The sequence below is a fragment of the Dactylosporangium sp. NPDC050588 genome (assembly GCF_040654975.1).
Classification (GTDB): Bacteria; Actinomycetota; Actinomycetes; order Mycobacteriales; family Micromonosporaceae; genus Dactylosporangium; species Dactylosporangium maewongense.
Genome location: NZ_JBFAJA010000048.1, coordinates 27,508 through 52,758 on the forward strand (window position 1 = coordinate 27,508; position 25,251 = coordinate 52,758).

Annotated in this window: 27 protein-coding genes; 23 read left to right on the forward strand and 4 right to left on the reverse strand. The window is 72.4% G+C overall.

Translation table 11 applies throughout. The features are described 5' to 3' along the window. The first annotated feature begins 49 nt into the window (after positions 1 to 49). From AB0I21_RS30390 to AB0I21_RS30440, 11 genes are all read left to right on the forward strand, one after another. Positions 50 to 1,567 (forward strand): PQQ-binding-like beta-propeller repeat protein, encoded by a 1,518-nt coding sequence (locus tag AB0I21_RS30390; protein ID WP_360566268.1) that lies wholly within the window; start codon positions 50 to 52, stop codon positions 1,565 to 1,567. A gap of 54 nt (positions 1,568 to 1,621) precedes the next feature. Next, positions 1,622 to 2,935 carry a hypothetical protein gene (locus tag AB0I21_RS30395; protein WP_360566270.1) on the forward strand — a complete coding sequence of 438 codons (1,314 nt, stop codon included), beginning with the start codon at positions 1,622 to 1,624 and terminating at the stop codon, positions 2,933 to 2,935. Positions 2,936 to 2,958: 23 nt separating this feature from the next. Beyond that, on the forward strand, positions 2,959 to 3,498 hold the full coding sequence (locus AB0I21_RS30400) for a hypothetical protein (protein WP_360566272.1): 540 nt from the start codon (positions 2,959 to 2,961) through the stop codon (positions 3,496 to 3,498). Further along, complete coding sequence (locus AB0I21_RS30405) at positions 3,480 to 3,800, forward strand: hypothetical protein (RefSeq protein ID WP_360566274.1); 321 nt, start codon at positions 3,480 to 3,482, stop codon at positions 3,798 to 3,800. The genes AB0I21_RS30400 and AB0I21_RS30405 overlap by 19 nt, the downstream gene beginning before the upstream one ends. Before the next feature lie 145 nt (positions 3,801 to 3,945). Further along, positions 3,946 to 4,584 (forward strand): TetR/AcrR family transcriptional regulator, encoded by a 639-nt coding sequence (locus AB0I21_RS30410; protein WP_344505000.1) that lies wholly within the window; start codon positions 3,946 to 3,948, stop codon positions 4,582 to 4,584. A 74-nt stretch (positions 4,585 to 4,658) separates the two neighbouring features. After that, complete coding sequence (locus AB0I21_RS30415; protein WP_360566276.1) at positions 4,659 to 5,624, forward strand: hypothetical protein; 966 nt, start codon at positions 4,659 to 4,661, stop codon at positions 5,622 to 5,624. Next, a complete protein-coding gene (locus tag AB0I21_RS30420) occupies positions 5,621 to 6,373 on the forward strand; it encodes a nitroreductase family protein (RefSeq protein WP_360566278.1) in 753 nt (250 codons plus the stop codon). Before AB0I21_RS30415 ends, AB0I21_RS30420 begins: the two co-directional genes overlap by 4 nt. After that, the gene (locus AB0I21_RS30425; protein WP_360566280.1) at positions 6,370 to 7,077 is read left to right on the forward strand and encodes a nitroreductase family protein; all 708 of its coding nucleotides are present in this window, start codon (positions 6,370 to 6,372) and stop codon (positions 7,075 to 7,077) included. The genes AB0I21_RS30420 and AB0I21_RS30425 overlap by 4 nt, the downstream gene beginning before the upstream one ends. Further along, a complete protein-coding gene (locus AB0I21_RS30430) occupies positions 7,074 to 8,036 on the forward strand; it encodes a zinc-binding dehydrogenase (protein ID WP_360566282.1) in 963 nt (320 codons plus the stop codon). Before AB0I21_RS30425 ends, AB0I21_RS30430 begins: the two co-directional genes overlap by 4 nt. Continuing rightward, positions 8,033 to 8,758: an enoyl-CoA hydratase/isomerase family protein gene (locus tag AB0I21_RS30435; protein WP_360566284.1), complete on the forward strand. Its 726-nt coding sequence runs from the start codon at positions 8,033 to 8,035 to the stop codon at positions 8,756 to 8,758. The genes AB0I21_RS30430 and AB0I21_RS30435 overlap by 4 nt, the downstream gene beginning before the upstream one ends. A gap of 2 nt (positions 8,759 to 8,760) precedes the next feature. Continuing rightward, a complete protein-coding gene (locus AB0I21_RS30440) occupies positions 8,761 to 9,246 on the forward strand; it encodes a MaoC family dehydratase (protein ID WP_360566286.1) in 486 nt (161 codons plus the stop codon). Between the two features lie 58 nt (positions 9,247 to 9,304). On the opposite strand, the gene AB0I21_RS30445 is transcribed toward AB0I21_RS30440, so the two are convergent. The 3 genes from AB0I21_RS30445 to AB0I21_RS30455 are packed head-to-tail and all read right to left on the reverse strand — an operon-like array spanning position 9,305 to position 11,354. Next, a complete protein-coding gene (locus AB0I21_RS30445; protein ID WP_344504988.1) occupies positions 9,305 to 9,817 on the reverse strand; it encodes a flavin reductase family protein in 513 nt (170 codons plus the stop codon). Continuing rightward, the gene (locus AB0I21_RS30450; RefSeq protein ID WP_360566288.1) at positions 9,814 to 10,635 is read right to left on the reverse strand and encodes a VOC family protein; all 822 of its coding nucleotides are present in this window, start codon (positions 10,633 to 10,635) and stop codon (positions 9,814 to 9,816) included. Before AB0I21_RS30450 ends, AB0I21_RS30445 begins: the two co-directional genes overlap by 4 nt. Further along, complete coding sequence (locus AB0I21_RS30455; RefSeq protein WP_360566290.1) at positions 10,632 to 11,354, reverse strand: enoyl-CoA hydratase/isomerase family protein; 723 nt, start codon at positions 11,352 to 11,354, stop codon at positions 10,632 to 10,634. Before AB0I21_RS30455 ends, AB0I21_RS30450 begins: the two co-directional genes overlap by 4 nt. Positions 11,355 to 11,552: 198 nt before the next feature. On the opposite strand from AB0I21_RS30455, the gene AB0I21_RS30460 reads away from it, so the two are divergent. The 11 genes from AB0I21_RS30460 to AB0I21_RS30510 are packed head-to-tail and all read left to right on the forward strand — an operon-like array spanning position 11,553 to position 23,715. After that, positions 11,553 to 13,073, forward strand: coding sequence for an ABC transporter substrate-binding protein (locus AB0I21_RS30460; protein ID WP_360566292.1), 1,521 nt, complete (start codon positions 11,553 to 11,555; stop codon positions 13,071 to 13,073). A gap of 2 nt (positions 13,074 to 13,075) precedes the next feature. After that, positions 13,076 to 13,945 carry an ABC transporter ATP-binding protein gene (locus AB0I21_RS30465; protein WP_360566294.1) on the forward strand — a complete coding sequence of 290 codons (870 nt, stop codon included), beginning with the start codon at positions 13,076 to 13,078 and terminating at the stop codon, positions 13,943 to 13,945. Next, positions 13,942 to 14,976, forward strand: coding sequence for an ABC transporter permease (locus AB0I21_RS30470; RefSeq protein ID WP_360566295.1), 1,035 nt, complete (start codon positions 13,942 to 13,944; stop codon positions 14,974 to 14,976). The genes AB0I21_RS30465 and AB0I21_RS30470 overlap by 4 nt, the downstream gene beginning before the upstream one ends. 5 nt (positions 14,977 to 14,981) lie before the next feature. After that, a complete protein-coding gene (locus tag AB0I21_RS30475) occupies positions 14,982 to 15,857 on the forward strand; it encodes an ABC transporter permease (protein WP_360566297.1) in 876 nt (291 codons plus the stop codon). Then, positions 15,854 to 16,645 carry an ABC transporter ATP-binding protein gene (locus AB0I21_RS30480; RefSeq protein ID WP_360566299.1) on the forward strand — a complete coding sequence of 264 codons (792 nt, stop codon included), beginning with the start codon at positions 15,854 to 15,856 and terminating at the stop codon, positions 16,643 to 16,645. The genes AB0I21_RS30475 and AB0I21_RS30480 overlap by 4 nt, the downstream gene beginning before the upstream one ends. A 32-nt stretch (positions 16,646 to 16,677) precedes the next feature. Then, on the forward strand, positions 16,678 to 18,078 hold the full coding sequence (locus AB0I21_RS30485) for a zinc ribbon domain-containing protein (protein WP_360566301.1): 1,401 nt from the start codon (positions 16,678 to 16,680) through the stop codon (positions 18,076 to 18,078). Continuing rightward, positions 18,078 to 19,262, forward strand: a complete 1,185-nt coding sequence (locus AB0I21_RS30490; protein ID WP_360566303.1) for an acetyl-CoA acetyltransferase — start codon at positions 18,078 to 18,080, stop codon at positions 19,260 to 19,262. Before AB0I21_RS30485 ends, AB0I21_RS30490 begins: the two co-directional genes overlap by 1 nt. Continuing rightward, the gene (locus AB0I21_RS30495) at positions 19,259 to 20,161 is read left to right on the forward strand and encodes an SDR family NAD(P)-dependent oxidoreductase (protein WP_360566304.1); all 903 of its coding nucleotides are present in this window, start codon (positions 19,259 to 19,261) and stop codon (positions 20,159 to 20,161) included. The genes AB0I21_RS30490 and AB0I21_RS30495 overlap by 4 nt, the downstream gene beginning before the upstream one ends. Positions 20,162 to 20,168: 7 nt before the next feature. Beyond that, positions 20,169 to 20,663: a VOC family protein gene (locus AB0I21_RS30500; RefSeq protein ID WP_360566306.1), complete on the forward strand. Its 495-nt coding sequence runs from the start codon at positions 20,169 to 20,171 to the stop codon at positions 20,661 to 20,663. Further along, positions 20,663 to 22,174, forward strand: a complete 1,512-nt coding sequence (locus AB0I21_RS30505; RefSeq protein ID WP_360566308.1) for an AMP-binding protein — start codon at positions 20,663 to 20,665, stop codon at positions 22,172 to 22,174. The genes AB0I21_RS30500 and AB0I21_RS30505 overlap by 1 nt, the downstream gene beginning before the upstream one ends. Continuing rightward, complete coding sequence (locus AB0I21_RS30510; RefSeq protein ID WP_360566310.1) at positions 22,171 to 23,715, forward strand: AMP-binding protein; 1,545 nt, start codon at positions 22,171 to 22,173, stop codon at positions 23,713 to 23,715. Before AB0I21_RS30505 ends, AB0I21_RS30510 begins: the two co-directional genes overlap by 4 nt. Before the next feature lie 142 nt (positions 23,716 to 23,857). Here the strand turns inward: AB0I21_RS30510 and AB0I21_RS30515 are convergent, their stop codons facing one another. After that, complete coding sequence (locus AB0I21_RS30515) at positions 23,858 to 24,286, reverse strand: DUF3592 domain-containing protein (RefSeq protein ID WP_360566312.1); 429 nt, start codon at positions 24,284 to 24,286, stop codon at positions 23,858 to 23,860. A 118-nt stretch (positions 24,287 to 24,404) separates the two neighbouring features. Here AB0I21_RS30515 and AB0I21_RS30520 point away from each other — a divergent pair, with 118 nt between their 5' ends. Beyond that, complete coding sequence (locus AB0I21_RS30520) at positions 24,405 to 25,016, forward strand: YdeI/OmpD-associated family protein (RefSeq protein WP_360566313.1); 612 nt, start codon at positions 24,405 to 24,407, stop codon at positions 25,014 to 25,016. Positions 25,017 to 25,251: the final 235 nt, after the last annotated feature.

A 25,251-nucleotide genomic window follows, 5' to 3' on the forward strand; every position in this document is an offset into this window, starting at 1 on the left:
GCGCCGTTCGGGGGAGCCGCGGGTGGCGGTCGATCGACATACTGGCGCAATGTCACGTACGGCGGCCTTCCGCCTCTCCATCGCTGCTGCCCTGGCCCTGGTCGTCGGTGGGGTAGCCACCGCCGCGTACGCGCTGCGCGACACCGCCTCCGAGACCCCGGACGTGACCGCGACCGGCGCGCCCGCCGAGCCGGCGTCCCCGTCACCGGCGAAACCGGCGTTCACCGGCTGGTCGGACCCCGCGATGGTCGGCAAGCCGTACGGGACGAAGGTGCAGGGCCTGCTGACGTTCCGCGGCAACCCGACCCGCACCTACTACGGGCAGGGCCCGGTGCCGCGGGAGATGCCGGTGCGCAAGTGGCAGTTCCCGAAGACCGGCGGGCTCTGCCGCATGTCGGAGGACAAGGGCAAGACGACGCAGTGGTGCGGCAACGGCTGGACCGGCCAGCCCGCCGTGTTCGAGAAGGACGGCCGGACGTGGGTGGTGTTCGGCGCGTACGACGGCGCCATCCACTTCCTGGACGCCGCCACCGGCGAGCGGATCATCCCGGACTTCCAGACCGGCGACATCATCAAGGGCACCGTCACCATGGACCCCGACGGCTTCCCGCTGCTGTACTCCGGCTCCCGCGACAACTACTACCGGGTCATCGCCCTGGACCGGGGCAAGCCGACCGAGCTGTGGAAACTGTCGGCGAACGCGGTGAAGCCGACGATGTGGAACGACGACTGGGACGGCTCCGGCCTGATCATCGACGACTACCTGTTCGAGGGCGGCGAGAACAGCCAGTTCCACATCGTGAAGCTCAACCGCGGCTACGACGCCAACGGCAAGGTGACCGTCGACCCGAAGCTGGTGTTCAACACCCCCGGCTGGGACCAGCAGCTGCTCAAGGACTTCGGCGACACCAACGTCTCCATCGAGAACTCCGTCGCGATCTACAAGGACGTCGTGTACTTCGCGAACTCGGGCGGGCTCGTGCAGGGCTGGGACATCAGCGGCCTGAAGGCCGGCAAGACCCCGACCCGGGTGTTCCGGTTCTGGACCGGTGACGACACCGACGCCTCGATCGTCATCGACGAGGACGGTTTCCTGTACGTCGGCTCGGAGTACGAGAAGGGCAACGCCCGCTCCAAGCAGGTCGGGCAGATGCTGAAGCTCGACCCGTCGAAGCCCGACAATCCCGTCGTCTGGTCGGTCAAGGACCAGGGCAGCAAGCCCGCCGGCATCTGGGGCACGCCGGCGCTGTTCAAGGACATCGCCATCTTCGACACGACCGGCGGCGACGTCATGGGCCTGGACCGCGCCACCGGCGCCGTGCGGTGGAAGTTCCACGTCCCCGGCAACGAGACCTGGCAGTCCCCGGTCGTCGTCGACGACACCCTGTTCATCGGCGACTGCTCCGGCGTCATGCACGCCTACGACGTCAAGGACACCAACGCCCAGCCGAAGCTGCTGTGGGAGCTGAAGATCGGCGGCTGCATCGAGTCGACCCCCGCGGTCTGGAAGGGCGCCATGTACTTCGGCACCCGGGCCGGCGCCATCCACTCCCTGTCGGTCTCCTGACCCAGTATCCTAGGATGCCTTACGCGACGTGCGCGCCGTCATAGGGTGTCCGCCGTGGATCTCGACTACCGCACCCGGATGCGGGTCGGCTGCATTCCGCCGGAGCTGGTCGCCCGTCTGGTGGAGCTCGGTCACACCGGAGAGGTGGAGCTGCAGGCGGGGCGCGGCGAGTGGTTCTGCGCGCTGCACCTGGCACGGGACCTCGCGGGGCAGGACCGGCAGGAGGAGGCCCTCGCGGTCCTTGCCCCGTTCGTGGCCACGGGCTGGTGGGTCGCCGTGGAGACCGTCGCGGGGCTCCTCGACGGCTGGGGACGGGCCGACGAGGCGATCGCGCTGACCCGGCCGTACGCGTCCGGCGTCGGACTGTCGTTCGTCGCCCGTCTCCTCGCCCGGCACGGCCGCGGCGAGGAGGCGTTCGACCTGCTGGTGCCGCACATCGCGGGCCGGGTCGCAGCCGAGGCGCTCGTCGACGTCGCCGAGGTGGTGGGCCGGGACGAGGAGGCGGCCGTCCTGCTGACCGCCCGCCTCGAGACGCCTGGCCGTTCGGAGTGGGGCTGCCCGCGGGTGGAACCCGACAATGCGGTGGAGCTGCTCGCCGCGATCCGGGAACGGCAGGGCCGCGTCGACGAGGCGGTCGCCCTGCTGCACACCCCGGACGTCACGCCGGGCGTGCTGGCCGACCTGCTCGCCCGCCACGACCGGGTCGAGGAGCTGCGGGCGTACGCGGCCACCGAGGTCCTGGGCCACGCCACGGACCGGCTCGCGGCGTTACTGGAGGAGCGCGGCGATGTGGACGGCGCGGTCGACGTGTACCGGCAGTCGCTGGAGGGGCCGGGTTGTTACGTCCGGCTGTCGCTGGCGGAGCTGCTGCTCCGGCACGGCAGGGACGACGAGGCGCTCGAGGTGCTGCACGCGCTCGCGGACGGCCCCGGCGGCGCCGAGGACGTCGTCGTCTATGCGGTGTGCAAGTACTACACGGACCGGGGCCGCCCGGACGAGGCGCTCGCCCACCTGGACCGGCTCAAGACCCGCGTGGGCGGCGAGGATTGGCAGTACTTCGGGCTGCGGCTGCGCCTGATGGCCAGGTGCGGCCTGCTCGACGAGGCGGTCGACCTGGCGCGGACCGACGCTCCCGAGGGGGAGCCGTGGTTCGCGGTGATGACAGTCGCCGCCATCCTGGCCGACGCGGGCCGCACGGAGGAGGCCCTCGCCGTGCTGGAACGGGACGCGCCGGACCTCGTCCGCGACCGGGCGACGCTGCTCATCGAGCTCGGCCGGGTCAAGGAGGCCGTGGCACTGATGCAGGCGCCCGTGCCGCAACCGACGTGGCCGGAGCCGGACGCCCGGACCGACGAGCCTCCGTTCTGACCAGCCGAACTACAGTGTCCGCCGTGGATGCGGAGGATCTTGACTACCGCGCCCGCACGCAGTCCGGCTGTATCCCGCCGGACGTGGTCATGCGCCTGATCGAGCTCGGCCATACCGACGAGGTGGAGCTGCAGGCGGGCCGCGGGAAGTGGTTCTGCGCGCTGGAGCTGGCCCGCAGGCGCCCGGAGCAGGCGGCGGCGCTGCTCGCCCCGTTCGTGGCGACGGGCTGGTGGACGGCGGCGAGGGCCATGGCGGAGCTGCTGGAGGCGCAGGGCCGGGTCGGCGAGGCGATCGACCTGGTCCGGCCGTTCGTGGCGGCCGGGCACCGGCACGCGCTGCACTTCCACGGCGGCCTGCTGACCCGGCACGGGAGGGCCGGCGAGGCCGCCCCGACGAGGCGACGGAGGTACTGCTGGAGCTCGCTTCCACGTATCGGGAGGACTGGAGCGTCGTCACGCTGTGCGAGCATTACGCGGGCCACGGGCGGGCCGGGGACGCTTTGGTGTTTCTGGACGCCCTCGGCGACGACGACTGGGAGTACTTCATGCTCCGGCTGGAGCTGATGGCGGGCTGTGGCCGTCTCGACGAGGCCCTCGAACTGGCGAGCGGGCATCCCGAGGGTGACACCGGCTACGCGGCCGAGACCGTCGCCGGGCTGCTCGCCGGCGCCGGACGCACGCAAGAGGCGGTCGACGTGCTCGGACGCCACGGTTCCGGCCGGGGAGGGGGGCTTGCCGGCTACCTGCTCGACCTCGGCCGGGTGCAGGACGCCGTGGCGGTGCTGCACCCGGCCCGTGCCCAGGCCGGCCGGGCTGACTTCGGTGGGACCGGTCGATGGGCCGCCGTTCTGAGCGTCGCGTTTTAGGCTGTATGAGGGTGACAGCACAAGGCGGTGCGCAAGCTGGCACTTTGCGCCGTACCCTGTGCGCACGAAAGTTTGAGGGGTCCAGCAGCAAACCTTCCGACCGGACGGTAGGCTCTGGGCTCCGCAGCGATACAGGAGGCCGTAAATGGCTCGTGCGACGTCCGCCCGGCCGGAGTCGACCCGCCGCCGGCAGCGGTGGCCGGACGGGTACGACCCGGAGAACACCCGCAAGTCGCTGATCACGAGCGCGCTGGACCTGTTCGAGAAGCGCGGCTTCGACCGCACGTCGGTGCAGGAGATCGCGGACCAGGCGCAGCTGACGAAGGGTGCGTTCTACCACCACTTCGAGAGCAAGGACGACCTGCTGCGGCACATCCAGGAGGAGTACCTGGAGGCCCAGCTCACCGCGATCCAGCAGATCGAGGCCGGCAGCGACGACCCGGCGGTGCGGGTGCGCGAGCTGATCCGGTTCAGCCTGACCAGCGTGGCCGAGTACCGGGCGCACGTGACGATCTTCTACCAGGAGCGGCGGTACCTGACCGGGGAGCTGTTCGCGGAGGTGACCCGCAAGCGGGATCTGGTCGAGGCGGCCTTCGCCGGGATGGTGCAGGACGGCGTCACGCGGGGTGTGTTCCGCGCGGACGTCGACGCCCGGATCGCCACGTTCGGTCTGGTCGGCATGTGCGCGTGGGCGTACCAGTGGCTCAACCTGAGCGGCCCGCTGAGCGTGGACGAGGTGGCGCGCCAGTTCAGCGCCATGGTCCTGGAGGGCCTGTACGCCTGATGTGCAGGGCGAACCCTTGAGGGGGCCGCTCCCGGTGTGATAGATACCTTCCAGTCGGAATGATTGGAGGGTCCATGACGCGGGCGGTTCGGGCAGGCATGGACTTCGTCACCGCGCTGGACCGGGGCAGCCTCGGCGGCCTCGCCCGGCTGTGCGCGCCCGGCGCGACCTGGTGGGTCGACACCGGACCGGACCGCCGCGGCGGCGACCCGGCGGTGTCGCCGGGCGGCAGTGGCCGGTTCCCGTTGCACGGGCTGATGCGCATGGACGACAAGCTCGCGCTGATGCGGTCGCTCGGCCCGAAGGCGTTCCCGACCGGCTGCCGGCAGATCCCGCGCCGGGTGATCGCCGGGACCGACGTGTGCGTCATCGAGGTCGAAGGCCACGGCCTGCACGCCTCGGGCCTCGAATACGCCAACCGGTACGCGTTCGTGTTCGACGTCGACGCGGCCGGGGCGATCGTGTCGGTGCGCGAATACCTCGACACCATCCACGCCCAGCACGTCGTCGGCGCCGGCGCCCCGGTGCCCCGCACCGCCGTGGAGCACGTGCCCGGGCCCGGCGGGCAGCGGCCGGGGAGCCGGGCGGAGGAACTCGCGCTCGCGCTGTGGCCGGCGCTCGCGCGAGGCGACGTCGACGCCTTCGCGGCGCTGTTCGGCGCCGGCGCCACCTGGTGGACCGACTCCGGCCGGGACCGTGGGCGCGGGCGGCTGCACCGTACCGGCGACATCACCGCCAACGGTCCCTTCCACGGCACCGTCGCCATCGCCGACAAGCTCACCGCGATGCGCGCCAGGATCGCGTCCGGTGCCTACGCCTCCGCGGCCGTCACCGTCACCCCGCACCGGTGGGTCGCCGACGACACCCTCGTCGCGATCGAGGCCAGCGGCGACGCGACCCTGGGCGGCGAGCGCCGGTACCAGAACCGCTACCTGTGGGTCGTGGACACCGCCCCGGACGGGATCACGCAGGTCCGGGAGTACTGCGACACCCTGCACATCGCCGACCTCATGGGCTACGACGCGGAGGTCGGAGCATGACCGGGCTTCCCTTCACCGACCTCAACCACGTCCTCACCACCACCCGGTCGGTGCGGCTGCGGCTGGACTACGACCGGCCGGTGCCCGTCGACGTGATCGGCGAGTGCCTCCAGCTGGCGGTGCAGGCCCCGACCGGCGGTGCCGCCGAGGACTGGCGCTGGGTCGTCGTCGGCGACCCGGACCGCAAGGCCGAACTGGCCCGCCTGTACCTGGACGCCTACCTGGAATACGTGCACAAGCCGCTGCACAGTGCCGAGGGCGCCGAGAGCCGGATCGTGCGGGGCCGTCTCGGCGGGGTCGACGAGCACGGCGCCGTCAGCGCCCGGACCGCGCGGATCCTCGGCGGCGCCGAGCACCTCGCGCACCACATCGGCCGGGCGCCGTTCCTGGTCATCCCGTGCGCGACCCGGCCCAACCCGGCCAAGGGCGGCCCCGGCACGCACTCGGCCGTGTACGGGTCGCTGTATCCGGCGATCTGGCAGTTCAACCTCGCGCTGCGGGCCCGCGGGCTCGGCACCGTCATCACCACCCTGCACCTGCACCACGCCGCCGCCGCGGCCGCGCTGCTCGGCATCCCCGACGACGCCCTGCAGATCACCATGCTCCCGATCGCGTACACCCAGGGCACCGACTTCAAGGTCGCCGCCCGCAAGCCCGTCAGCGACGTCGCCTTCCTCGACCGGTGGGGCGACCCGCTGCCCTACGAGGACAAGCCCGTCGACCGCCTGACGGGAGAGGACACCGCATGACCGTCCCCGCCGTGATCACCGACATCGACGAGGTCCTGACCACCACCCGCGCGGTGCGGCACCGCATGGACTTCACCCGGCCCGTCGACCGTGCCGTCGTCGAGCACTGCCTGCGGCTGGCCCAGCAGGCGCCGATGGGCTCCAACCTGGAGGACTGGCGCGTCGTCGCGGTCGACGACCCGGCGCTGAAACGCCGCATCGGCGCGCTGTACACCGAGGTGTGGCACCAGACCGTCGAGGGGCCCCTCGCGGGCGGTGAGGCGGCGACGACCACCCGGCTGTCGCCGTCGGTGCGGCCCGACCCGGCGTCGCAGGCCCGGCAGGCGCGGATCCTGACCGCGGTCAAGTACCTGGTGGACCACCTCGAGGAGGTGCCGGTCCTGGTCGTGCTGTGCAGCACCAAACCGGTCCCGCAGCGCCCGGTCGGCGGCACCGCGTCCGGCTACTACGGCTCGATCTTCCCGTTCGCCTGGTCGTTCCAGCTGGCGCTGCGCTCCCGCGGCCTGGGGTCGGTGATGGCGACCGCGCTGGCGCACAAGGCGACGCAGGTGCGGGAGGTGCTCGGCCTGCCCGACGACTGGCGGCCGATCACGCTGCTGCCGGTCGCCTACACCAAGGGCCTCGACTTCCGGCCCGCCGCCCGCGCCGACCTCGCCGACGTGACGTTCTGGAACGGTCCCACCGAGCGGGCCGGGTCCGCGTGAGGGCCGCCTACGTCACCGAGCCGTCCCCGGCCGACCCGGTCGCCGCGATCCGGGTCGGCGACCTCGACACCCCCGCGGTCCCCGACGGCTGGGTCCGCGTCGACGTGCGGGCCGGCGCGCTCAACATGCACGACCTGTGGACGCTGCGCGGTGCCACCCGGCACCCGGGCACCGGCCCGCACGTGCTCGGCAGCGACGCCGCCGGGGTGGCCGGCGGACAGGACGTCGTCGTCTACCCGGTGCTGCCCGCGAACGGTGGGAACGGCGGGCGGGCCGTCGCGCACGCGACCCTGCTGCCCGACGCCGGTCACGGCGTGCTCGCCGAGCACATCGCCGTCCCCGCCGCGCACGTCCTGCCCCGCCCGGCGCACCTGGACTGGGCGGAGGCGGCGAGCCTGCCGACGGCGTGGCTGACCGCGTACCGGATGCTGTTCACCAAGGCCGCCCTCGCCCCCGGGCAGGTGGTGCTGGTGCAGGGCGCCGGCGGCGGCGTGGCGACAGCCGCGGTCAGCCTGGCCGTCGCGGCCGGCGCCACCGTCGTGGTCACCTCCCGGTCCGAGCGGAAGCGGGAACGGGCCCTCGAGCTCGGCGCCGCCGCGGCGTTCGACACCGGCGCTCGGATCCCGGAGCCCGCCGACGTGGTCGTCGAGACCGTCGGCGCCGCGACGTTCGAGCACTCGACCCGCTCCACCCGCGTCGGCGGGACGATCGTGGTCTGCGGCGGCACCAGCGGTTTCACCGCGAGCCTCGACCTGACCCGGCTGTTCGCCCGGGAGATCACCGTCCACGGGTCGACGACCGGGTCCCTGGCGGAGTTCCGGGCGCTGCTCGACCTCGTCGCCGAGCACCGGCTCCGGCCGGTCGTCGACAGCACCGTCGACCTCGCCGACGTCGCCACCCAAGCGACGCGGATGCTGTCCGGCGCCGCCTTCGGCAAGCTCTGCGTGAGCGTCACATGACCGGGCCGGTGGTGGTGACCCGGCGGGGGCCGGCGTTGTGGGCGCGGATCGACCGGCCCGGCGCCGGCAACGCGTGCAGCTCCGCGGTCATGGCCGGCCTGGAGGAGTGGCTCGCCGCGGCCGACGAACCCGGCATCCGCGTCCTCGTGCTCACCGGCACCGGCCGCAGCTTCTGCGCCGGCGCCGACCTCACCGAGGCCACGGCGCTGCTGCGTGACCTGACCGCGCTGCGGAAGTTCCTGGACCGGGGCCGGAGACTGGTCCGTGCGGTCATGGCCGCCGGTGTACCGACGATCGCCGCCGTCAACGGTGCCGCGTTTGGCGGCGGCCTCGAACTGCTGCTCGCCTGCGACGTCGCCGTCGCCGCGGACACCGCCCGGATCGGTGACCGGCACATCGCCGTCGGCCAGGTCCCCGGCTGGGGCTCCAGCGTGCTGCTGCCGCTCGCCGTCGGGCCGGCGGCCGCCCGGCGGCTGCTCATCGCGGGCGAGACCTGGACCGGCGAGGACGCCGCCCGCCGGGGCCTGGTCAGCGAGTCGGTCCCCGCCGCGGACCTCGAACGGCACGTCGACGCCCTCGCCGAGCGGATCGCCGCCCTGGACGAGGCGGCGGTGCGGCGGATGCTGCGGGTCGCCCGGCCGGTCGTCGCCGCCGACGCGTGGGAGCGCGAATGGACCACCCTCACCGAGCACGTGACCGCCCTCGCCACCGAACCGGAGTGACCATGCGACCCGTCCGCCTCACCACCGTGCCCGCCCCCGACGACCTGCTCGGCCTGGTCGGCCACGACCTCGGCGCCAGCGAGCCGCAGGTGGTGACCCAGGAGCAGGTGGACCAGTTCGCCGACGTCACCAAGGACCACCAGTGGATCCACGTCGACGTCGACCGGGCCCGCTCCGGGCCGTTCGGCACCACGATCGTGCACGGCTTCCTGACCCTGGCGCTGGTGCCGCGGCTGCTCGCCGACATCCTGGAGGTGCGGACCTACTCGATGGGGGTCAACTACGGCCTGGACCGGGTCCGGTTCGTCAAGCCGCTCCCGCCCGGCGTGCAGATCCAGGGCGCGGCGACCCTGCTGTCGGCGAAGCCGATCGACGCCGCCGCCGGCCAGCCCGCCGGCGTGCAGGCCAAGGCGTCGGTGGTGGTGGAGTTCGCCGAGAGCGGCGAGACCTGCTGCGCCGCGGAGATCCTGTTCCGCTACTACAGCTGACCCGCCGCACGCGAAACGGCCGGCGCTCCGATGGGGCGTCGGCCGTTTGCTGCCGCTGCTACTCGGTGGGGCCGGTGGGGGCGACGAACCGGCCGCGGTAGAACGACAGGGCGGGGACCTTCGTCGGCTTCAGGTGCACGTGGTCGACGTCCACCAGCACGATGACGTGGTCGCCGCTGGTGATCACCTCGTCGCGGACCCCGGCCAGGATCGCCGGGGTGCCGGGCAGCAGCGGCACGCCGTCCGGGCCGGGCGCCCAGGACACGCCGCTGAGCTTCTCCGCGCCGGACAGCCCGGAGGTCGCGAACCGCCGGGCGATGTCCTCCTGGTCCTGGCCGAGGATGTGGATCGCGATCCGGTCCGCCGCGACGAGCACCTTGAAGCTCGACGACGAGGTCGCCACGCAGAACAGCACCTTCGCCGGGGACAGCGAGACCGATGTGAACGAGTTGACGGTCAGCGCGGCCACGGCGCCGCCGGCCGCCGTCGCGGTCACGGCGGTGACCCCGGTGGGGAAGTGGCCGCAGACCTGGCGGAACTCGGCGGAGTCGAACAGGGGCTCGGTCGTCATCGGTCCACCGCCGGGGGAGAGGAGTTGGGAGCGTCGGGGCGCAGGCCGCCTTCGAGCTGCACCAGGCACAGGGTGTGTCCACCGGGGTCCTTCACCAGGTGGAGCCGCCCGTGCGGGCTGTCGACGGGGCCGACGGTCGGCGTGCCGCCCAGGTCGGACACCCGCGCCAGCGCGTCGTCGAGGGAGCCGACGTTGAAGTAGGTGATCCACTTCGACGGGATGATGTTCGGCCACTCGTTGTCCAGTTCCAGGACGCCGGCGACGGGCACGTCGCCGAGCATGAGGACCGTGTACGGGCGGGCGGTCGGCGAGTCGTCGCGCTGCTGGGTGGCGTAGCCGAACAGGTCCTGGTAGTAGGCGACCGAGCGTTGCGGCTCGCCGGTGTCCAGTTCGTTCCAGCACAGGGCGCCGACGGTGTTGAGCGTCTGCACCCCCGCGCGGGACTCACCCTGGTACAGGCCGAACGCCGCGCCGAACGGGTCGACGACCACGGCGCCGGTGCCGGCCGCCGGCAGGTAGCGCGGCGGGGTGACGAGCTCCCCGCCGAGCGTGACGGCCTGGTCCGCGGAGCGTGCGACGTCGTCGACGGCGAAGTAGGCGATCCAGCCGCGGGGCCGGCCGCCGTGCAGGCCCGTGGCGTCGGAGATGCCGGCGACGTCGTGCCCGTCGACGCTGCACATCCGGTACGTGGTGGCGCCGAGCTGCTCGTGCCGCACGGTCCAGCCGAGCAGCGCGCGGTAGAAGTCCTCGGCCTGCTGCGGGTCGGTGGTGCACAGCTCCACCCAAACGGCCTCGCCGGCCTGGAACGGCGGCTTCACGCGGTCACGCTCGCGACGATCGTGCGGGCGGAGACCTCGTAGGCGTGCTCCGGGGAGCCGGTGGCGAGGCTCGACTCGACCACCTCGACGACCGCGCGCAGGGTGTGCGGCGGCACGGCGGCGAGCGCCTCGACGAGGGCGTCGACCTCGCTGTCGAGGTCGTCGTCGGCGACCACCCGGGCGACCAGGCCCCAGCCCAGCAGCTGGTCGGCGGTCGCGGTGCTCGCGCCGGTCGCCAGCGCGTACGCGTGCGGGCGGGGGAGTGCCTGGGCGATGGTGTGGCCGACGCCGGCGGGGGCGAAGCCGAAGCGGGCCTCGGGCAGCGACAGCCGGGCGCCGGCGGCGGCGACCGGCAGGTGGACGGCGCTGAGCAGGCCGGCGCCGAAGCCGATGACGTGCCCGCGGACCGCGCTGACCACGGGCACCGGCAGCCGTCTGATGCGGTGCAGCGCGGCGTCGCTGTCGCGCAGCCCGGCGGCGACCGCCTCCTGGGTGGTGCCGGCGAGCGCGGCGAACGAGGTGGTGTCCCAGCCGCCGCAGAAGTGCCGGCCGGCCATGTCGAGCCGGATCACGGCGCAGGTGCCGTCCGCGGCGGCGGTCTCCATCGTGGCGACGAGCTCGGCGAGGGCGCCGTCGTCGAAGCAGTTGCCGCGGGCCGCGTTGTCGTAGCGGACGCGGGCGACGCGACCGTCGTGTTCGCGGGTGAGGGTGATGGCCACCGCCGGATCATACATACCAGTCGGTATGAAGACAACGATGCTGGCAGACGGGGGTGTGTCACGCGGTCGTTACGGACCTGACACCAGTTGGACCTGTTGACTTGATACCGGCTGGTCGGTACTTTGTGGCCAGCGTCACGGCCGCGGCTCGCGGCGACATGACGGGTCCATCGTTGTGAAGGACGTCCATACATGCTCATGAACTCCTTGCGATCCCGGCGGCCTCTGGCGCTGGTCGCCTCCCTTGCCCTCGCCGGCGCCGGCCTCGCCGCCTGTGGTGACTCGAAGCCCGGCACCGCCCAGTCGGCCGGCCCGTTCACCGTCCGGGCGCTGCTCGCGGCCCAGCCCGCGACCCTCGACCCGATCGTCGGTGCGCGGTCGGCCCAGATCGTCTGGGCCACCATGCTCGAACCGCTGATCAACACCGACGCCGGCCTCAAGGCCGTCGACACCGGCCTCATCACCAGCTGGACCCGCACCGACGCGACCACCTGGACGTTCAAGGTCCGGCCCGACATCAGCTTCAGCAACGGCGAGAAGGCCGACGCCGCGGCGGTCGCCAACACCCTCACGCTCACCCGTGACACCGCGGCGTCGCAGCTCAAGTCGTACTTCACCAACGTCGCCGACATCGCGGCGCCGGACGCCACCACAGTCGTGGTGAAGACCAAGACCTCCCAGTACAACTTCGCGGACCTGCTCACCACCGTCTACCTGGTGCCGCCGAAGTACTACCAGGAGAAGGGTTCGGCGGGCTTCGCCGCGGCCCCCATCGGCACCGGCCCCTACGTGTGGGCCGGCTCGAACGCGGGCCGCGACATGTCGGTCAAGAAGAACCCCGACTACTGGGGCCCGAAGAAGGCGATCAACGACGGCATCACCTTCACCTGGGCGAACGAGGCCGCGCAGCGGCTCGCGCTGATCCAGAGTAAGAGTGTGGACGTCTCGTTCGACCTCCCGCCGGCCCAGGCCACCACGGCCAAGAAGGCGGGCATCACGGTGACGAGCACCGAGACCGCGATCAAGATCATCGCGTTCCTCGACTCGACGAAGCCGCCGTTCGACGACCCGAAGCTGCGCGAGGCGGCCGCCCTGGCCATCGACCGGGACGCGATCGTCAAGGGCATCTTCGACGGCCAGGCCGTCGCCGACGCCGGCCTGCTCAACGTCAGCCCCGGCCAGAAGCCGGCGCAGAGCGTGACCGCAGACCCGGCCAAGGCCAAGGAGCTCGTCGGTGCCGCCGCCCCGGCCGTGCAGATCCATTACCCGGCGGCGCAGTACACCAACATCGAAGAGGTCTCCCAGGCCGTCGGCGGTGCCCTCGAGAAGGCCGGCTTCAAGGTCACGTACGTGCCGATCGACTACGGCACCCTCGTGAAGCGGGTCGTCGGCCGCCAGGTCCCCGGCATCTCGATCTTCGCCGGCGTGCCCAACGTCGCCGTCCCGGACTTCTTCGCCAGCGGCTTCATGAAGACCAAGTCGATCACCGGCAACTGCCCGGACCCGAAGATCGACGACCTGGCCCAGAAGGCCCTGGAGCAGACCGACGCCGCCGCGGCCGCCCCGATGTACGAGGAGCTCAACACGATCGGCGTGGTCGAGAAGCACTGCTACGTGCCGCTGTACCGGCAGGTGTTCAACTACGCCACCGCCGGCGGCGTCAAGGGTCTGGTGTTCGGTCCGCTGAACACCGTCGACTTCACCCAGACGACCCACTGACAATGTCCGACGTCGTGCAGAACGGGATGCCGGGCGGCGACGCCCGGCACCCCCACGCCCTGGAGAAGACCGCAGACAGGACCCCGGATCGGGGTGCGCCGGTGCTGGAGGTCGACGGCCTGGTCGTCGAGCACCGTAACCGGCGCACCGGCGAGGTGTTCCGGGCCGTCGACCACGTGTCGCTGCGCATCGCCGCCGGCGAGAGCGTCGCGGTCGTCGGCGAGTCCGGCTCGGGCAAGACCACCCTCGCGATGGCCGCGACCGGGCTCGGCACCCGCGGCGAGGGTGACATCCGGCTCCTCGGGCACTCGCTGTCCTCGGTCGGCCGCAAGCAGCTGCGCCGGCTGCGGCCCGAGGCGCAGGTGGTCTTCCAGGACCCGCACGGCTCGCTCGACCCCCGCCAGTCCGTGCGGTCCGGGCTGCGGGAGCTGCGCTCGCTGCAACCGGAGCGCACCTCCTGGATCGAGGACACCGCCCTGCTCGAACGGGTCCGGCTCGAGCCGTCGATCCTGGACCGCTACCCGCACCAGCTCTCCGGAGGGCAGGCGCAACGGGTCTGCATCGCCCGGGCGCTGCTGATGCGGCCCCGGCTCATCGTCGCCGACGAGCCGACCTCCGGCCTCGACGTGTCCGTGCAGGCCGACGTGCTGGCCCTGCTCAAGGAGATCCGCGCGACGACCGGCGCGGCTCTGCTCATGATCAGCCACGACCTGGCCGTGGTCCGCTCGGTCTGCGACGTCGTGCACGTCATGTACCACGGCCGGGTCGTCGAGTCCGGGCCCTGCGAGACCGTCTTCGCCCGGCCCCAGAACGACTACACCCGCGAGCTGCTCGCCGCGATGCCAGGAGCGCGATGGAGGTCACGGCAATGAAGACCAGCCCGGTCCCACCGGCGAACAACGTCGCACCCCCGCTGACCAAGGCCGGCATGCCGGCGGTGCCCGGCGGGGCGAACCCGGCGGCGAAGAACGGCCGGTCCAGGCGGGCCGGTGCGCTGCGCCGCGCCGCCGCCCGGATCGCCGCCCTGCTGGCGTCGCTGCTGATCGCGCTGAGCATGGCGTTCATGCTCGGCCGGCTGTCCGGCGACCCGACCACGACCATCCTCGGCCCGATGGCGACACCCGAGCAGCGCGAGGCCCTGCGTCACGAGCTCGGCCTCGACCGGCCGCTGCTGGTCCAGTACCTCGACTACCTCAAGGGCGTCTTCACCGGCGACCTCGGCCAGTCGCTGCAGTTCTACCAGTCGAACACCTCGATGATCATGGACCGGTTGCCGTTCACGCTGCAGCTCGTCGCGGCCGGCATGGCCCTCGCCATCCTCGTCGGCGTGCCGCTCGGCGTGCTCGCCGCCAGGCGCGAAGGCACCTGGTGGGACCGGGCAGCGTCCACCGTCGCGCTGCTCGGCCAGTCCGTGCCGGTCTTCTGGTTCGGGATGATGCTGGTGGTGCTGTTCGCCGTCAACCTCGGCTGGCTGCCGGCCGGCCAGTCCGGCACCCCCGCACACCTGGTGCTGCCGGCGCTGACGATGTCGGTGTACCCGATGGCGCAGATCGCCCGCCTCACCCGCGCCTCGATGAGCGAGGCCCTCGCGGAGCCGTACATCGACGCCGCCAAGGCCCGCGGCATCCTCGGCCGCCGGGTGGTGTGGCGGCACGCGTTCAAGAACGCCATGATGCCGATCCTCACCATCGTCGTGCTGCAGACCGGCATCCTGCTGTCCGGCGCGGTCGCCGTCGAGTACGTGTACTCCTGGCCCGGCCTCGGGCAGCTCGCCCTGCAGGCCATCCAGTTCCGCGACTTCCCGCTCGTCCAGGCGATCGTCGTGTTCGGCGCGCTGGTCTTCGTCCTGCTCAATCTGCTCGTCGACGTCATCCACTCGATCGTCGACCCGAGGGTGAGGTGACCCGCGTGAGCCAGTTGGAGCTCGACCTCAAACCGGCCGAGGCGCCGCGCCGGTCCAAGCGGACGTCGGCGTTCTGGCTGGCGGTGCCGATCGCCGTGGTCGCCGTCGCCGTGTTCGTCCTGCCACTGACCGGCCTGCTCCCCGCCGCCGGCCAGGACCTGAACGCGACCCGGCAGCCACCCGGCTTCCTGAGCGGCGGCTCCTGGTCGCACCCGCTCGGCACCGACAAGCTCGGCCAGGACCTGCTCACCCAGTTCATCGAGGCGGGCCGGCTGACCATCATGATCGGCCTGGTCGGCGCGGTCGTCGCGATCGGTCCCGGCACCCTGCTGGGCCTGCTCGCCGGATACTTCCGCGGCTGGGTCGACCGGGTCATCTCCGTGCTCATCGACGCCCAGCTCGCGCTGCCGTTCATCCTCGTCGCCCTCGCCATCATCGCGAACCGGGGCAGCTCCCTGCCGGTGCTGTTCCTGGTCCTGGCGCTCACCGGCTGGGCCGTCTGCGCCCGGGTCACCCGCTCGGCGACCCTCGCGATCCGGGAACGCCAGTTCGTGCTCGGGCTGCGCGCCGCCGGCGCGTCGGAGCTGCGCATCGTGTTCCGGCACATCCTGCCCAACCTCGGCGGCACGATCGTCGCGCTCGGCACCCTCCAGGTCGGCACCGCGATCCTGATCGAGAGCGCGCTCAGCTTCCTCGGCCTCGGCGTGGTGCCCCCGATGAACAGCTGGGGCTCGCTGCTGGCGGCCGGCCAGGACGAGCTGAGCACGGCCTGGTGGATCGCGTTCTTCCCCGGCTTCGCGGTCACCGTCCTCGTGCTGCTGGTCAACCTGCTCGGCGACGCCATGCTCACCCACTACGACCCCCGCAAGAGGCGCCGATGACCAGCCTGCTGCACGTGTCCGGCCTGTCCATCTCGGCCCGCCTCGCCGACGGGCACCTCCGGCTGCTCGACGGCGTCGACCTCGACGTGGGCCGCGGCCAGATCGTCGGCGTCGTCGGCGAGTCCGGCAGCGGCAAGACCACCCTCGCCCGCTCCGTCGTCGGCCTGCTCGAACGCAACGTCACCGTCGAGGCCGGCACCGTCGAACTGGCCGGCGACGTGGTGGTCGCCCCCGGCGTCGACCGCACGGACCGGATCCGCGGCACCGCCGTCGGCATGGTCTTCCAGGACGCGTCCCGGTCGCTGAACCCGCTGATGAAGGTCCGCACCCACCTCGGCGAGGTGCTGCGCCGGCACGTCCACGGCATCGGCAAGGCCGACGTCGAGCGGCGCTCCGTCGAGGTCCTCGAACAGATGCGGATCAGCGACCCGGCCCGGGTCCTGGACAGCTACCCCCACCAACTGTCCGGCGGGCTGCGCCAGCGGGTCGCGATCGGCCTCGCCGTCGTCACCCGCCCGGCGCTCGTCATCGCCGACGAGTGCACCACCGCGCTCGACGTCACCACCCAGACCAAGGTCGTCGCGCTGTTCCGGACCCTGGTCGACGAGCTCGGCATCGGCCTGCTGTTCGTCACCCACGACCTGATGCTCGCCAGTGACCTCTGCGACCGGATCGCGGTGATGAGCCGCGGCCAGGTGGTCGAGCAGGGCGGCGTCGAGGACGTGCTGGACCGGCCGCGGCAGGACTACACCCGCCGGCTGCTCGCCGCCATCCCCTCGTGGACCTGACCGCTGTGGACCCGACCTCTGTGGAGCGTTCCTTGACTGACCAGGGTATCGACGCGTACGCGGCCTACCTGCCCGCCTACGTGCTCACCGACAACCGCCTCGACCCGGCCGCCGGGCCCGCCCCGGCCAAGGGCCCGGCGCGCAGCGTCGCCGGCTACGACGAGGACGTGATCACGATGGCCGTCGAGGCGCTGCGGCACCTCGCGGCCGCCACCCCGGCCGGCCGGCACCTGCTGCTCGCCACCACGAGCGCACCCTACGAGGCGAAAACCTCCGCCGGGATCGTGCACGAGACGCTCGGGCTCGACCCCGGCGTCAGCGCCGTCGACCTGCGCGGGCACCGCTCCGGCGCGGCCGCCCTCGACCTGGTGGTCCGGGCCGGTGCCGTCGCCGCCGCCGCCGACCTGCGCACCACCCGCCCCGGCGCCCCCGACGAGCTCGCCCAGGGCGACGCCGCGGCCGCGTTCGCCGGCGGCGCCGGGCACGCCGCGGTGCTGCTGGCCCGCGCCGGGCACACCACCGAGATCCTCGAACGGTGGCGGCTGCCCGGCGAACGCCACGACCGGGTCTGGGACGAGCGGTTCACCGCCGAGATCCTCGCCGCCGCCGGCCTCGACGCGGCCCGCCGCGCCCTCGCCGAGGCGGCCCTGGACGCCGTCGACCACGTCGTCGTCTCCTCCTCCAACCCGCGGGCGGCGGCGGCCCTGCGCCGGGCGCTGCGCGGCACCGTGCCCTCCCAGCAGGACGCCGCCCTGGAACGGGCCACCGGCTTCACCGGCGCCGCCCACCCGGGGCTGCTGCTCGCCGCCGCGCTCGACGACGCCGAGCCGGGACAGACGATCCTGCTGCTGTCCGCGACCGAGGGCGCCGACGCGTTCGTGTTCCGCGCCGGCGACGGGGTCCGCGACGCCCGCAGCGGTCCGTCGGTGCGCGACCAGCTCGCCGCCCGGCAGGTCCTCGGCTACGGCCGGTACCTGCGCTGGCGCGGGCTGCTGGACGTGCAGGGCCCGGCCCGCCCCGCGGCACCGGCCCCGGCGGCGCCGCCGATGCACCGCCGGGCCGGCTGGAAGTACCGCCTCGAGGGCAGCCAGTGCGGCGCCTGCGGCCGGGTCACCACCCCGCCGAGCAGGGTCTGCGCCGCCTGCGGCATCGTCGGGGCCGGCGAGGCGAAGGTGTCGCTGCGGGACCGGACCGCCCGGGTCGTCTCCGTGACCCGCGACCACCTGACCACGATGCCGGAGCCGGAGGTCGCCGTCGTCATCGCCGACGTCGACGGCGGCGGCCGGCTCAGCGCCTACGCCACCGACGTCCCGCCCGGCGACGTCACCGTCGGCATGCCCATGACCCCGGTGTTCCGCCGGCTGTGGACCACCGACGCGATCCACAACTACTTCTGGAAACTCCGCCCGGCACCGCTTACGGAAGGTCAGTGATGGGCAGCAGACGCACCACGCACGACGTCGCGATCATCGCGATGGGCTGCACCCCGTTCCGCGACCACTGGCACTCCTCCGCCGACGACCTGCTCGTCGACGCCGTGCAGGAGTGCGTCGGGTCGCTGCCGTCGGTCACCCTCGACGACGTCGACGCGTTCTGGGTCGGCACCCAGGGCTCCGGCATGTCCGGGCAGACCCTCGCCCGGCCGCTGCGGCTGACCGGCAAACCCGTCACCCGGGTCGAGAACTACTGCGCCACCGGCTCGGAAGCCTTCCGCAACGCCGTGTTCGCGGTCGCCTCCGGCGCCTACGACATGGTGATGGCGACCGGCGTGGAGAAGCTCAAGGACTCCTCCTACTCCGGGCTGTCGGCGGTGTACCCGCCCGACGACGGCACCGCCGTGGACTGGACCGCACCGGCCGGCTTCTCGTTGCTCGCCCCGGCCTATCAGGAGGCGTACGGCGTCGACGCCCGCGACATGCGCAGCGCCCTGACGAAGGTCGCGATGAAGAACCACGCGAACGGGGCGCTCAACGAACGCGCCCAGTTCCGCAAGGCCGTCACCGTCGAGACCGTCGAGAACTCCCCGCGCATCGCGGGGCCGCTCGGGGTCATGGACTGCTCCGGCGTGTCCGACGGTGCCGCCGCCGCCATCATCGTGCGGGCCGAGGACGCACATCGGTACACCAGCAAACCCATCTACCTGAAGGGGATGAGCTTCGTCGCCGGGTCCGGTGCGGGCCTGGCGTCGGACGGCTACGACTTCACCAGCTTCCCCGAGGTCGTCGCCGCGGCCCGCCAGGCCTACGAGCAGGCGGGCGTCACCGACCCGGCCGCGGAGATCTCCCTGGCGGAGGTGCACGACTGTTTCACCCCGACGGAGGTGGTGCTCATGGAGGACCTCGGGTTCTCCGAGCGTGGCAAGGCGTGGCGGGACCTGCTCGACGGCCGCTACGACCTCGGCGGCGCGCTGCCGGTCAACACCGACGGCGGCCTGAAGTCCTTCGGCCACCCGATCGGCGCGACCGGGCTGCGGATGATGTTCGAGTGCTTCACCCAGCTGCGGGGCGAGGCCGGAGCCCGGCAGGTCCCCGGCGCGAAGCTCGCCGTCGCCCAGAACCTCGGCGGCCAGCCCGGCTCCTGCGTCGCGTTCGTCGCGGTGCTGGGGAGCGAGCGATGAGCGCCGTGCGGCTGGACGGGCGGGTCGTCATCGTCACCGGCGCCGGCAACGGCATCGGCCGGGCGCATGCCCTGTCCCTCGCGGCGCACGGCGCGTCCGTCGTCGTCAACGACCTTGGCGGCGGCGTCGACGGTACGGGCACCGGCGGCGCGGCGGACAAGGTCGTCGACGAGATCCGCGCGGCCGGCGGCACCGCCACCGCGTCCACGGACTCCGTCGCGACACCGGCGGGCGGCGCCGCCCTGGTACGGACCGCCGTCGACACGTACGGCACGGTCGACGCCGTCATCCACAACGCCGGCATCCTGCGCGACCGGACCCTGGCGAAGCTCACCGACGACGACGTGCAGGCAGTCCTCGACGTGCACCTCACCGGCGCGTTCAACGTGCTGCGCCCCGCCTGGCCGGTCATGGCGGCGCAAGGGTACGGCCGGGTCGTGCTCACCAGCTCGTCCTCCGGGCTGCTCGGCAACTTCGGCCAGTCCAACTACGGCGCCGCGAAGGCCGGTCTCGCCGGGCTGATGCAGGTGCTGTCCCTGGAAGGCGCCCGCCGGGGCATCCTGGTCAACACCATCGCCCCGACCGCCGCGACCCGGATGACCGACGGCCTGCTCGGGGAGCTCGCCGACCGGTTCGACCCGCGGCACGTCGCCGCCGTCGGCACGTTCCTCGCCTCGGAGCAGTGCACCCTGACCCGGCACATCCTCACCGTCGGCGGCGGCCGCGTCGGCCGGATCTTCCTGGGTGTCACCCCCGGCTGGTACGGCGGCGAAACCCCGGCGACCCCCGACGACATCCTCGGCGCGCTCGACGAGATCTGCTCCCTGGACGGCTTCATCGTCCCGGACAGCGGCGCCGACGAGGTCGAACTGATCCAGCAGGTACTTTCCGGAAAGTGAGCGATTGATGCCGGTCAGCGAAGTGCATCACGTGGCCATGACCGTGTCCGACGTGGACCGGGCCGCCGACTTCTACGAGAAGGCCCTCGGCTACCGCAGGACCCTGCGCAGCGACGTCGGCGGGCCGGGGATCGAGGTGTCCCTCGGCCTGCCGCCCGGCACCACCGGCAAGGTGCAGTACATGCAGGGACCGAGCAAGATCGGGCAGCTCGAGCTCATCGAGTGGAACGGCACCAAGACCAGGACCGCGACCGCGGGGCACCTGGAGCTCGGCACGTTCCTGCTCAGCTTCGAGGTGCCCGTCGAGGAGATCGGCGACCTGCACCGGAAGATGACGGAGCTCGGCGCGGAATGCCTCGGCGAACCCAACCGGGTGCTGCTGGAGAACTACGGGTACATCACCGCGTTCGCGGCCCGCGACCTCGACGGCAACCTCCTCGAGTTCGTGTCGCTGCCCAGCCGGGAGGAGATCCTGGCGTACCGGAACGGCACCGCGGACTGATGGGCGCCGCGAACTTCGCCGAGACCCTGCGGCTGCAGGCGCTGCGGCGCGCGGACCGGGAAGCCCTCGTCGACGGCGCCGACCGCTGGACCTACGCCCAGCTCGACGCCGACGTCGACCGGCACGCCGCGGCCCTGCTGTCCGCCGGCATCGGTGCTTCGGACCTGGTCGGGGTGCTCGGCCGCAACACCGCCACCTACGTCCTGGAGCTGCTCGCCCTCGCCCGGATCGGTGCGATCTCGGTGCCGCTGAACTGGCGGCTGCACGTCACCGAGCAGGCCTACGTCATCAACCAGGCCGGCATCACCTGCCTGCTCTACGACGACGACTTCGCCGACACCGCCGCGGAGCTCTGCGCCAAGACCGGGATCGCGACCGCGGTCGCCAACGGCGCGCAGGTGGTCGGCGACGCGCAGCCGCTGTCCGCGCTCCTCGACCGGCAGCCGGCCGGGATCCGGGTCCCCGACGCGGAGAAGGCACCCGAGGACATCCACCGGCTGCTGTACACCTCCGGCACCACCGCACACCCGAAGGGCGTCATCCACACCTGCGGGAACCTCACCGCCAACCACCTCGCCCAGGTCCTCGAACTCGAGCTGACCCAGCACGACCGGATCCTGATCTCGGCGCCGCTCTTCCACGTCAGCGGCCTGGAAGCACCCGGGCTGGCGATCTTCACCGCCGGCGCGACGATGGTGCTCACCCCCACGTTCAAGGCCGCCGACATCGCCCGGATCGCGAGCGGGGAACGCATCACCGGCATGGTCCTCGCCGCGCAGATCCTGTTCGGCCTGCTCGACCTGCCGGAGCCGCCGGACCTGTCGGCGCTGCGGTACCTGCTGTTCGCCGGGGTCGCGCCCACCGTGCGGCGCGACGTGAAGCGGCGCCTGCCGCACGTCCGGCTCATCGACACGTTCGGGATGACCGAACTGTGCAACGGCGTCTGCTACATGGACGCCGCGCACGAGGAGAGCAAGATGGGCGCGCTCGGCGCCCCGTTCCCCGGCGTGCACATCAGGATCGTCGACGAACAGTTCCGGCAGGTCCCGCCCGGCACCGAAGGGGAGATCATCATCCGTGGCGCGAAGATCTCACCCGGGTACTGGAACGACGAGGAGACCAACCGGCGCACCCGCCGCGACGGCTGGTTCCTGACCGGCGACGTCGGCCGGATCGACGAGGACGGCTACCTGTGGTTCGTCGACCGGCGCACCGACCTCATCAAGTCCGGCGGGGAGAACGTCGCCGGCGCCGAGATCGAGCGGGTCATCGCGCAGCACCCGGACGTCGCCGAGGTCGCCGTCATCGGCGTCCCCGACCCGCAGTGGGACGAGGTGCCGAAGGCGTTCGTCATCCTCCGCGACGGCGCGACGAGCACCGGCGAGGACATCCGGTCGCACTGCCGGGCCAACCTCGCCGGGTTCAAGGTGCCCAAGTACGTCGACGTGGTGGAGTCGCTGCCGCGCAACGACTCCGGCAAGGTCCTCAAGCGCGAGCTGAGGTCGGCATGACGACCGCGAACATCGCGGCGATGCTGGGCGGCAACGCGCTGCGGTTCGGCGACGCCGACGCGCTCGTCTTCGAGGGCCGGCGGTGGACCCACCGGCAGCTCGACGAGGACGTCAACGCCCTCGCCGCGGGCCTGACCGGCGAGGGCGTCGGGCACGGCAGCCGGGTCGCGATCGTGGCCAACAACGTGCCCGAGTTCCTCATCCTGTCCCTCGCCCTGTCGAAGCTCGGCGCCGTGTTCGTCCCGCTCAACTACCGGCTCACCGCGGGCGAGCTCGCCCAGCTGCTCGGCCACGCCCGGGTGCAGTCGGTCGCGACCGTGCCGGAGTTCGCCGAGCTGACCGCCGCCGCGATCGCCGACCTGCCCGGCGTGCGGAAGCTCGCGCTGGAGCCGATCGACGGGTGGATCGACCTGCGAGCGCTCGTCGAGGCGCACCGCGGCGCCCGGGTCGCCGACGCCGAGCTGGCCGACGACGCACTGCAACGCATCATCTACACGTCCGGCACGACGAGCCTGCCCAAGGGCGTCATGCTCACCCACGGCAACGTGAACATGAACATGCACGCCCAGATCGTCGAGCTCGGCCTGCGCCCGACCGACCGGATCCTCAACTTCGCGCCGCTGTACCACGTCGGCGGCACCGACCTGCCCGGCTACGGCATCTGGCACGTCGGCGGCTGCATGGTGCTGCAACGCCGCTTCGACCCCGCCGCGGTGCGGCAGGCCATCGAGGCCGAGCGCATCACCGGCATGGTCATGGCCGCCACGATGCTCGACATGGTGCGCCGCTCGGACACGCCCGCGGACCTTTCGTCGGTGCGGTGGCTCATCTACTCGCAGGTGACCTCGGCGCTGTACGCGGTGGCGCGGGAACTGTTCCCCAACGCCCGGCTGATCGAGGGCTACGGCCTGACCGAGACGTGCAGCGGCCTCACCTACCTCGACCACGCCCACATGGAGTCCAAGCAGGGCTCCGTCGGCATCCCGGTGCCGTGGGTCCAGGTCCGGGTCGTGGACGCCGACGACAACGACGTACCGGCGGGGGAGAACGGCGAGGTCGTCGCCCGCGGCCCGAAGGTCAGCCCCGGCTACCTCGACGACCCGGAGGCCACCGCGCACGCGTTCCGGGGCGGCTGGTTCCACACCGGCGACGTCGGCTGCTTCGACGCCGACGGCTACCTGTACATCCGCGACCGCCTCAAGGACATGATCCGCAGCGGCGGCGAGAACATGGCGAGCGCCGAGATCGAGAACGTCCTCGCCGACCATCCGCTCGTCCTCGCCGTCTCTGTGATCGGCGCGCCGCACCCGAAGTGGCAGGAGGTCCCGGTCGCGTTCGTCATCGGCCGGCCCGGCCTGACCGCGGAGTCGCTCATCGAACACGCCCGGCAGCGCCTGGGCAAGTTCAAGGTCCCGAAGGAGCTCTACCTCGTCGACGAGTTTCCGACCAACCCGTCCGGCAAGGTCCTCAAACGCACCCTCCGCGACCAACGCCCCACGCTACGCCCCGACTGGACCTACGAGCCGCCGCCACCGGACTGACCGATCAGCTCACTGGGGGTCTGAGACCAACGACAAGGGCGACGTTCGCGGACGACCCGTCCCGCAGTACGGTCCTCGCCGTCCGCATGCGTCACGACATCGCCGCCGGCCGGCGGAGCAGCTCGGGCGAGCCCTGTGCCGGTCACGGCCGCCGCGCCGCCCGGGTGCGTTTGATGCGCAGCCAGGCCGTGAGCACCGACAGCGCCAGCAGGATGGCGGCGCCGGCCCAGCCGAACCTGGCGGCTTCGGGCCCCTGGGGGCGGCCTGCCTGCTCGACCGGGTCCCACGGGTTCTCCGGGTCGTAGCGGATGTCGACGCGCTCGCCCTTGCGCAGGTCCTTGGAGCAGGTGTCGCACGGCACCTCGGGGCGTTCGCCGTGCTCGGTGACGAAGGTGACCTCCGCACTGTTGCCGTTCCTGCCGGACGTGCCCTGCTCCACGATCACCGCCTCGGTGGTGATCCCGATCCGGTCGAGCCGCTCACCCTTGTCGGCGAAGTACCAGCCGAAGAGGCCGCAGCCGCCGGCGAGGACCAGCAGGACGACCGGAGTCGCCCACGACACCCTTTTCATGGGCCCCACCATAAGCTCGACGCCGGCGCACGGCGATCGTCGAGAGCGCGGCGTTCCATAGCCCGGCCGCTCCGGAGCACGTCGCCACCCAGCATGATCGCTCCACTAGCCTGTGGTGGTGTCGGGAACCGAGCTGGACGAGTTGATCGTGGCCGACGGTGCGGCGCTGCGCGCGTGGCTGCTGGACAACCACGCCGCGTCGCCTGGCGTGTGGCTTGCGCTGACCAGGAAGGACGGCTCCGTCACCACGCTGACCTGGCAGCACGCGGTCGACGAGGCGCTGTGCTTCGGCTGGATCGATGGGCAGGCCCGCAAGCGCGACGAAGGCAGTTCCTGGCGGCGGTTCACCCCGCGCCGGCCCCGCAGCGTCTGGTCCCGACGCAATGTCGCCAACGTGGCCCGGCTGGAGGCAGCCGGCCTGATGCTGCCCGCCGGTCGCGCCGCGGTGGACGCCGCGAAGGCCGACGGGCGGTGGACGGCCGCCTATGCGCCGTCGTCGGAAGCGGAGGTGCCGGATGACCTGCGCGCCGCGATCGCCGCCGACCCGGCGGCGCAGGCGATGTTCGACGTGCTCACCAAGACCAACCGCTTCGCCCTCATCAACCGGGTCAACAGCGTCAAGCGGGCCGAGACGCGCACCCGGAAGATAGCCGAATTCGTGGCGATGCTCGCCCGGCACGAGACGATCCAGCCGCAGCGAGCCAGACCGGCGGACCCGCCGACCTCGTGACCCACCCCTTCCGGCATCCTCAACGTGCCGGCGAACGACCTGGCCGGCGCGGTCGCCGACGCGGAGATCGGTCAGAGGACGCGCTGCGGCAATCCGAGCTGCTCACGCTCGACGGTTGGTGGACCGAGCGGAACTGTGCGCCGGTGCATGGAGCCTGCGAAAGCCTCGACACGTGTCCGCATCGCGCAGGCCGGCGCGAACCGTGGACGCGAGCGGAGATGGCCGCCTACCTCGA

Coding starts and splice junctions, on each gene's coding strand:
- AB0I21_RS30390 (WP_360566268.1), top strand. CDS start 50: ATGTCACGTACGGCGGCCTTCCGCCTCTCCATCGCTGCTGCCCTGGCC.
- AB0I21_RS30405 (WP_360566274.1), top strand. CDS start 3,480: ATGCTCCGGCTGGAGCTGATGGCGGGCTGTGGCCGTCTCGACGAGGCC.
- AB0I21_RS30410 (WP_344505000.1), top strand. CDS start 3,946: ATGGCTCGTGCGACGTCCGCCCGGCCGGAGTCGACCCGCCGCCGGCAG.
- AB0I21_RS30415 (WP_360566276.1), top strand. CDS start 4,659: ATGACGCGGGCGGTTCGGGCAGGCATGGACTTCGTCACCGCGCTGGAC.
- AB0I21_RS30420 (WP_360566278.1), top strand. CDS start 5,621: ATGACCGGGCTTCCCTTCACCGACCTCAACCACGTCCTCACCACCACC.
- AB0I21_RS30425 (WP_360566280.1), top strand. CDS start 6,370: ATGACCGTCCCCGCCGTGATCACCGACATCGACGAGGTCCTGACCACC.
- AB0I21_RS30435 (WP_360566284.1), top strand. CDS start 8,033: ATGACCGGGCCGGTGGTGGTGACCCGGCGGGGGCCGGCGTTGTGGGCG.
- AB0I21_RS30440 (WP_360566286.1), top strand. CDS start 8,761: ATGCGACCCGTCCGCCTCACCACCGTGCCCGCCCCCGACGACCTGCTC.
- AB0I21_RS30445 (WP_344504988.1), bottom strand. CDS start 9,817: ATGACGACCGAGCCCCTGTTCGACTCCGCCGAGTTCCGCCAGGTCTGC.
- AB0I21_RS30460 (WP_360566292.1), top strand. CDS start 11,553: ATGAACTCCTTGCGATCCCGGCGGCCTCTGGCGCTGGTCGCCTCCCTT.
- AB0I21_RS30465 (WP_360566294.1), top strand. CDS start 13,076: ATGTCCGACGTCGTGCAGAACGGGATGCCGGGCGGCGACGCCCGGCAC.
- AB0I21_RS30470 (WP_360566295.1), top strand. CDS start 13,942: ATGAAGACCAGCCCGGTCCCACCGGCGAACAACGTCGCACCCCCGCTG.
- AB0I21_RS30480 (WP_360566299.1), top strand. CDS start 15,854: ATGACCAGCCTGCTGCACGTGTCCGGCCTGTCCATCTCGGCCCGCCTC.
- AB0I21_RS30490 (WP_360566303.1), top strand. CDS start 18,078: ATGGGCAGCAGACGCACCACGCACGACGTCGCGATCATCGCGATGGGC.
- AB0I21_RS30495 (WP_360566304.1), top strand. CDS start 19,259: ATGAGCGCCGTGCGGCTGGACGGGCGGGTCGTCATCGTCACCGGCGCC.
- AB0I21_RS30500 (WP_360566306.1), top strand. CDS start 20,169: ATGCCGGTCAGCGAAGTGCATCACGTGGCCATGACCGTGTCCGACGTG.
- AB0I21_RS30505 (WP_360566308.1), top strand. CDS start 20,663: ATGGGCGCCGCGAACTTCGCCGAGACCCTGCGGCTGCAGGCGCTGCGG.
- AB0I21_RS30510 (WP_360566310.1), top strand. CDS start 22,171: ATGACGACCGCGAACATCGCGGCGATGCTGGGCGGCAACGCGCTGCGG.
- AB0I21_RS30515 (WP_360566312.1), bottom strand. CDS start 24,286: ATGAAAAGGGTGTCGTGGGCGACTCCGGTCGTCCTGCTGGTCCTCGCC.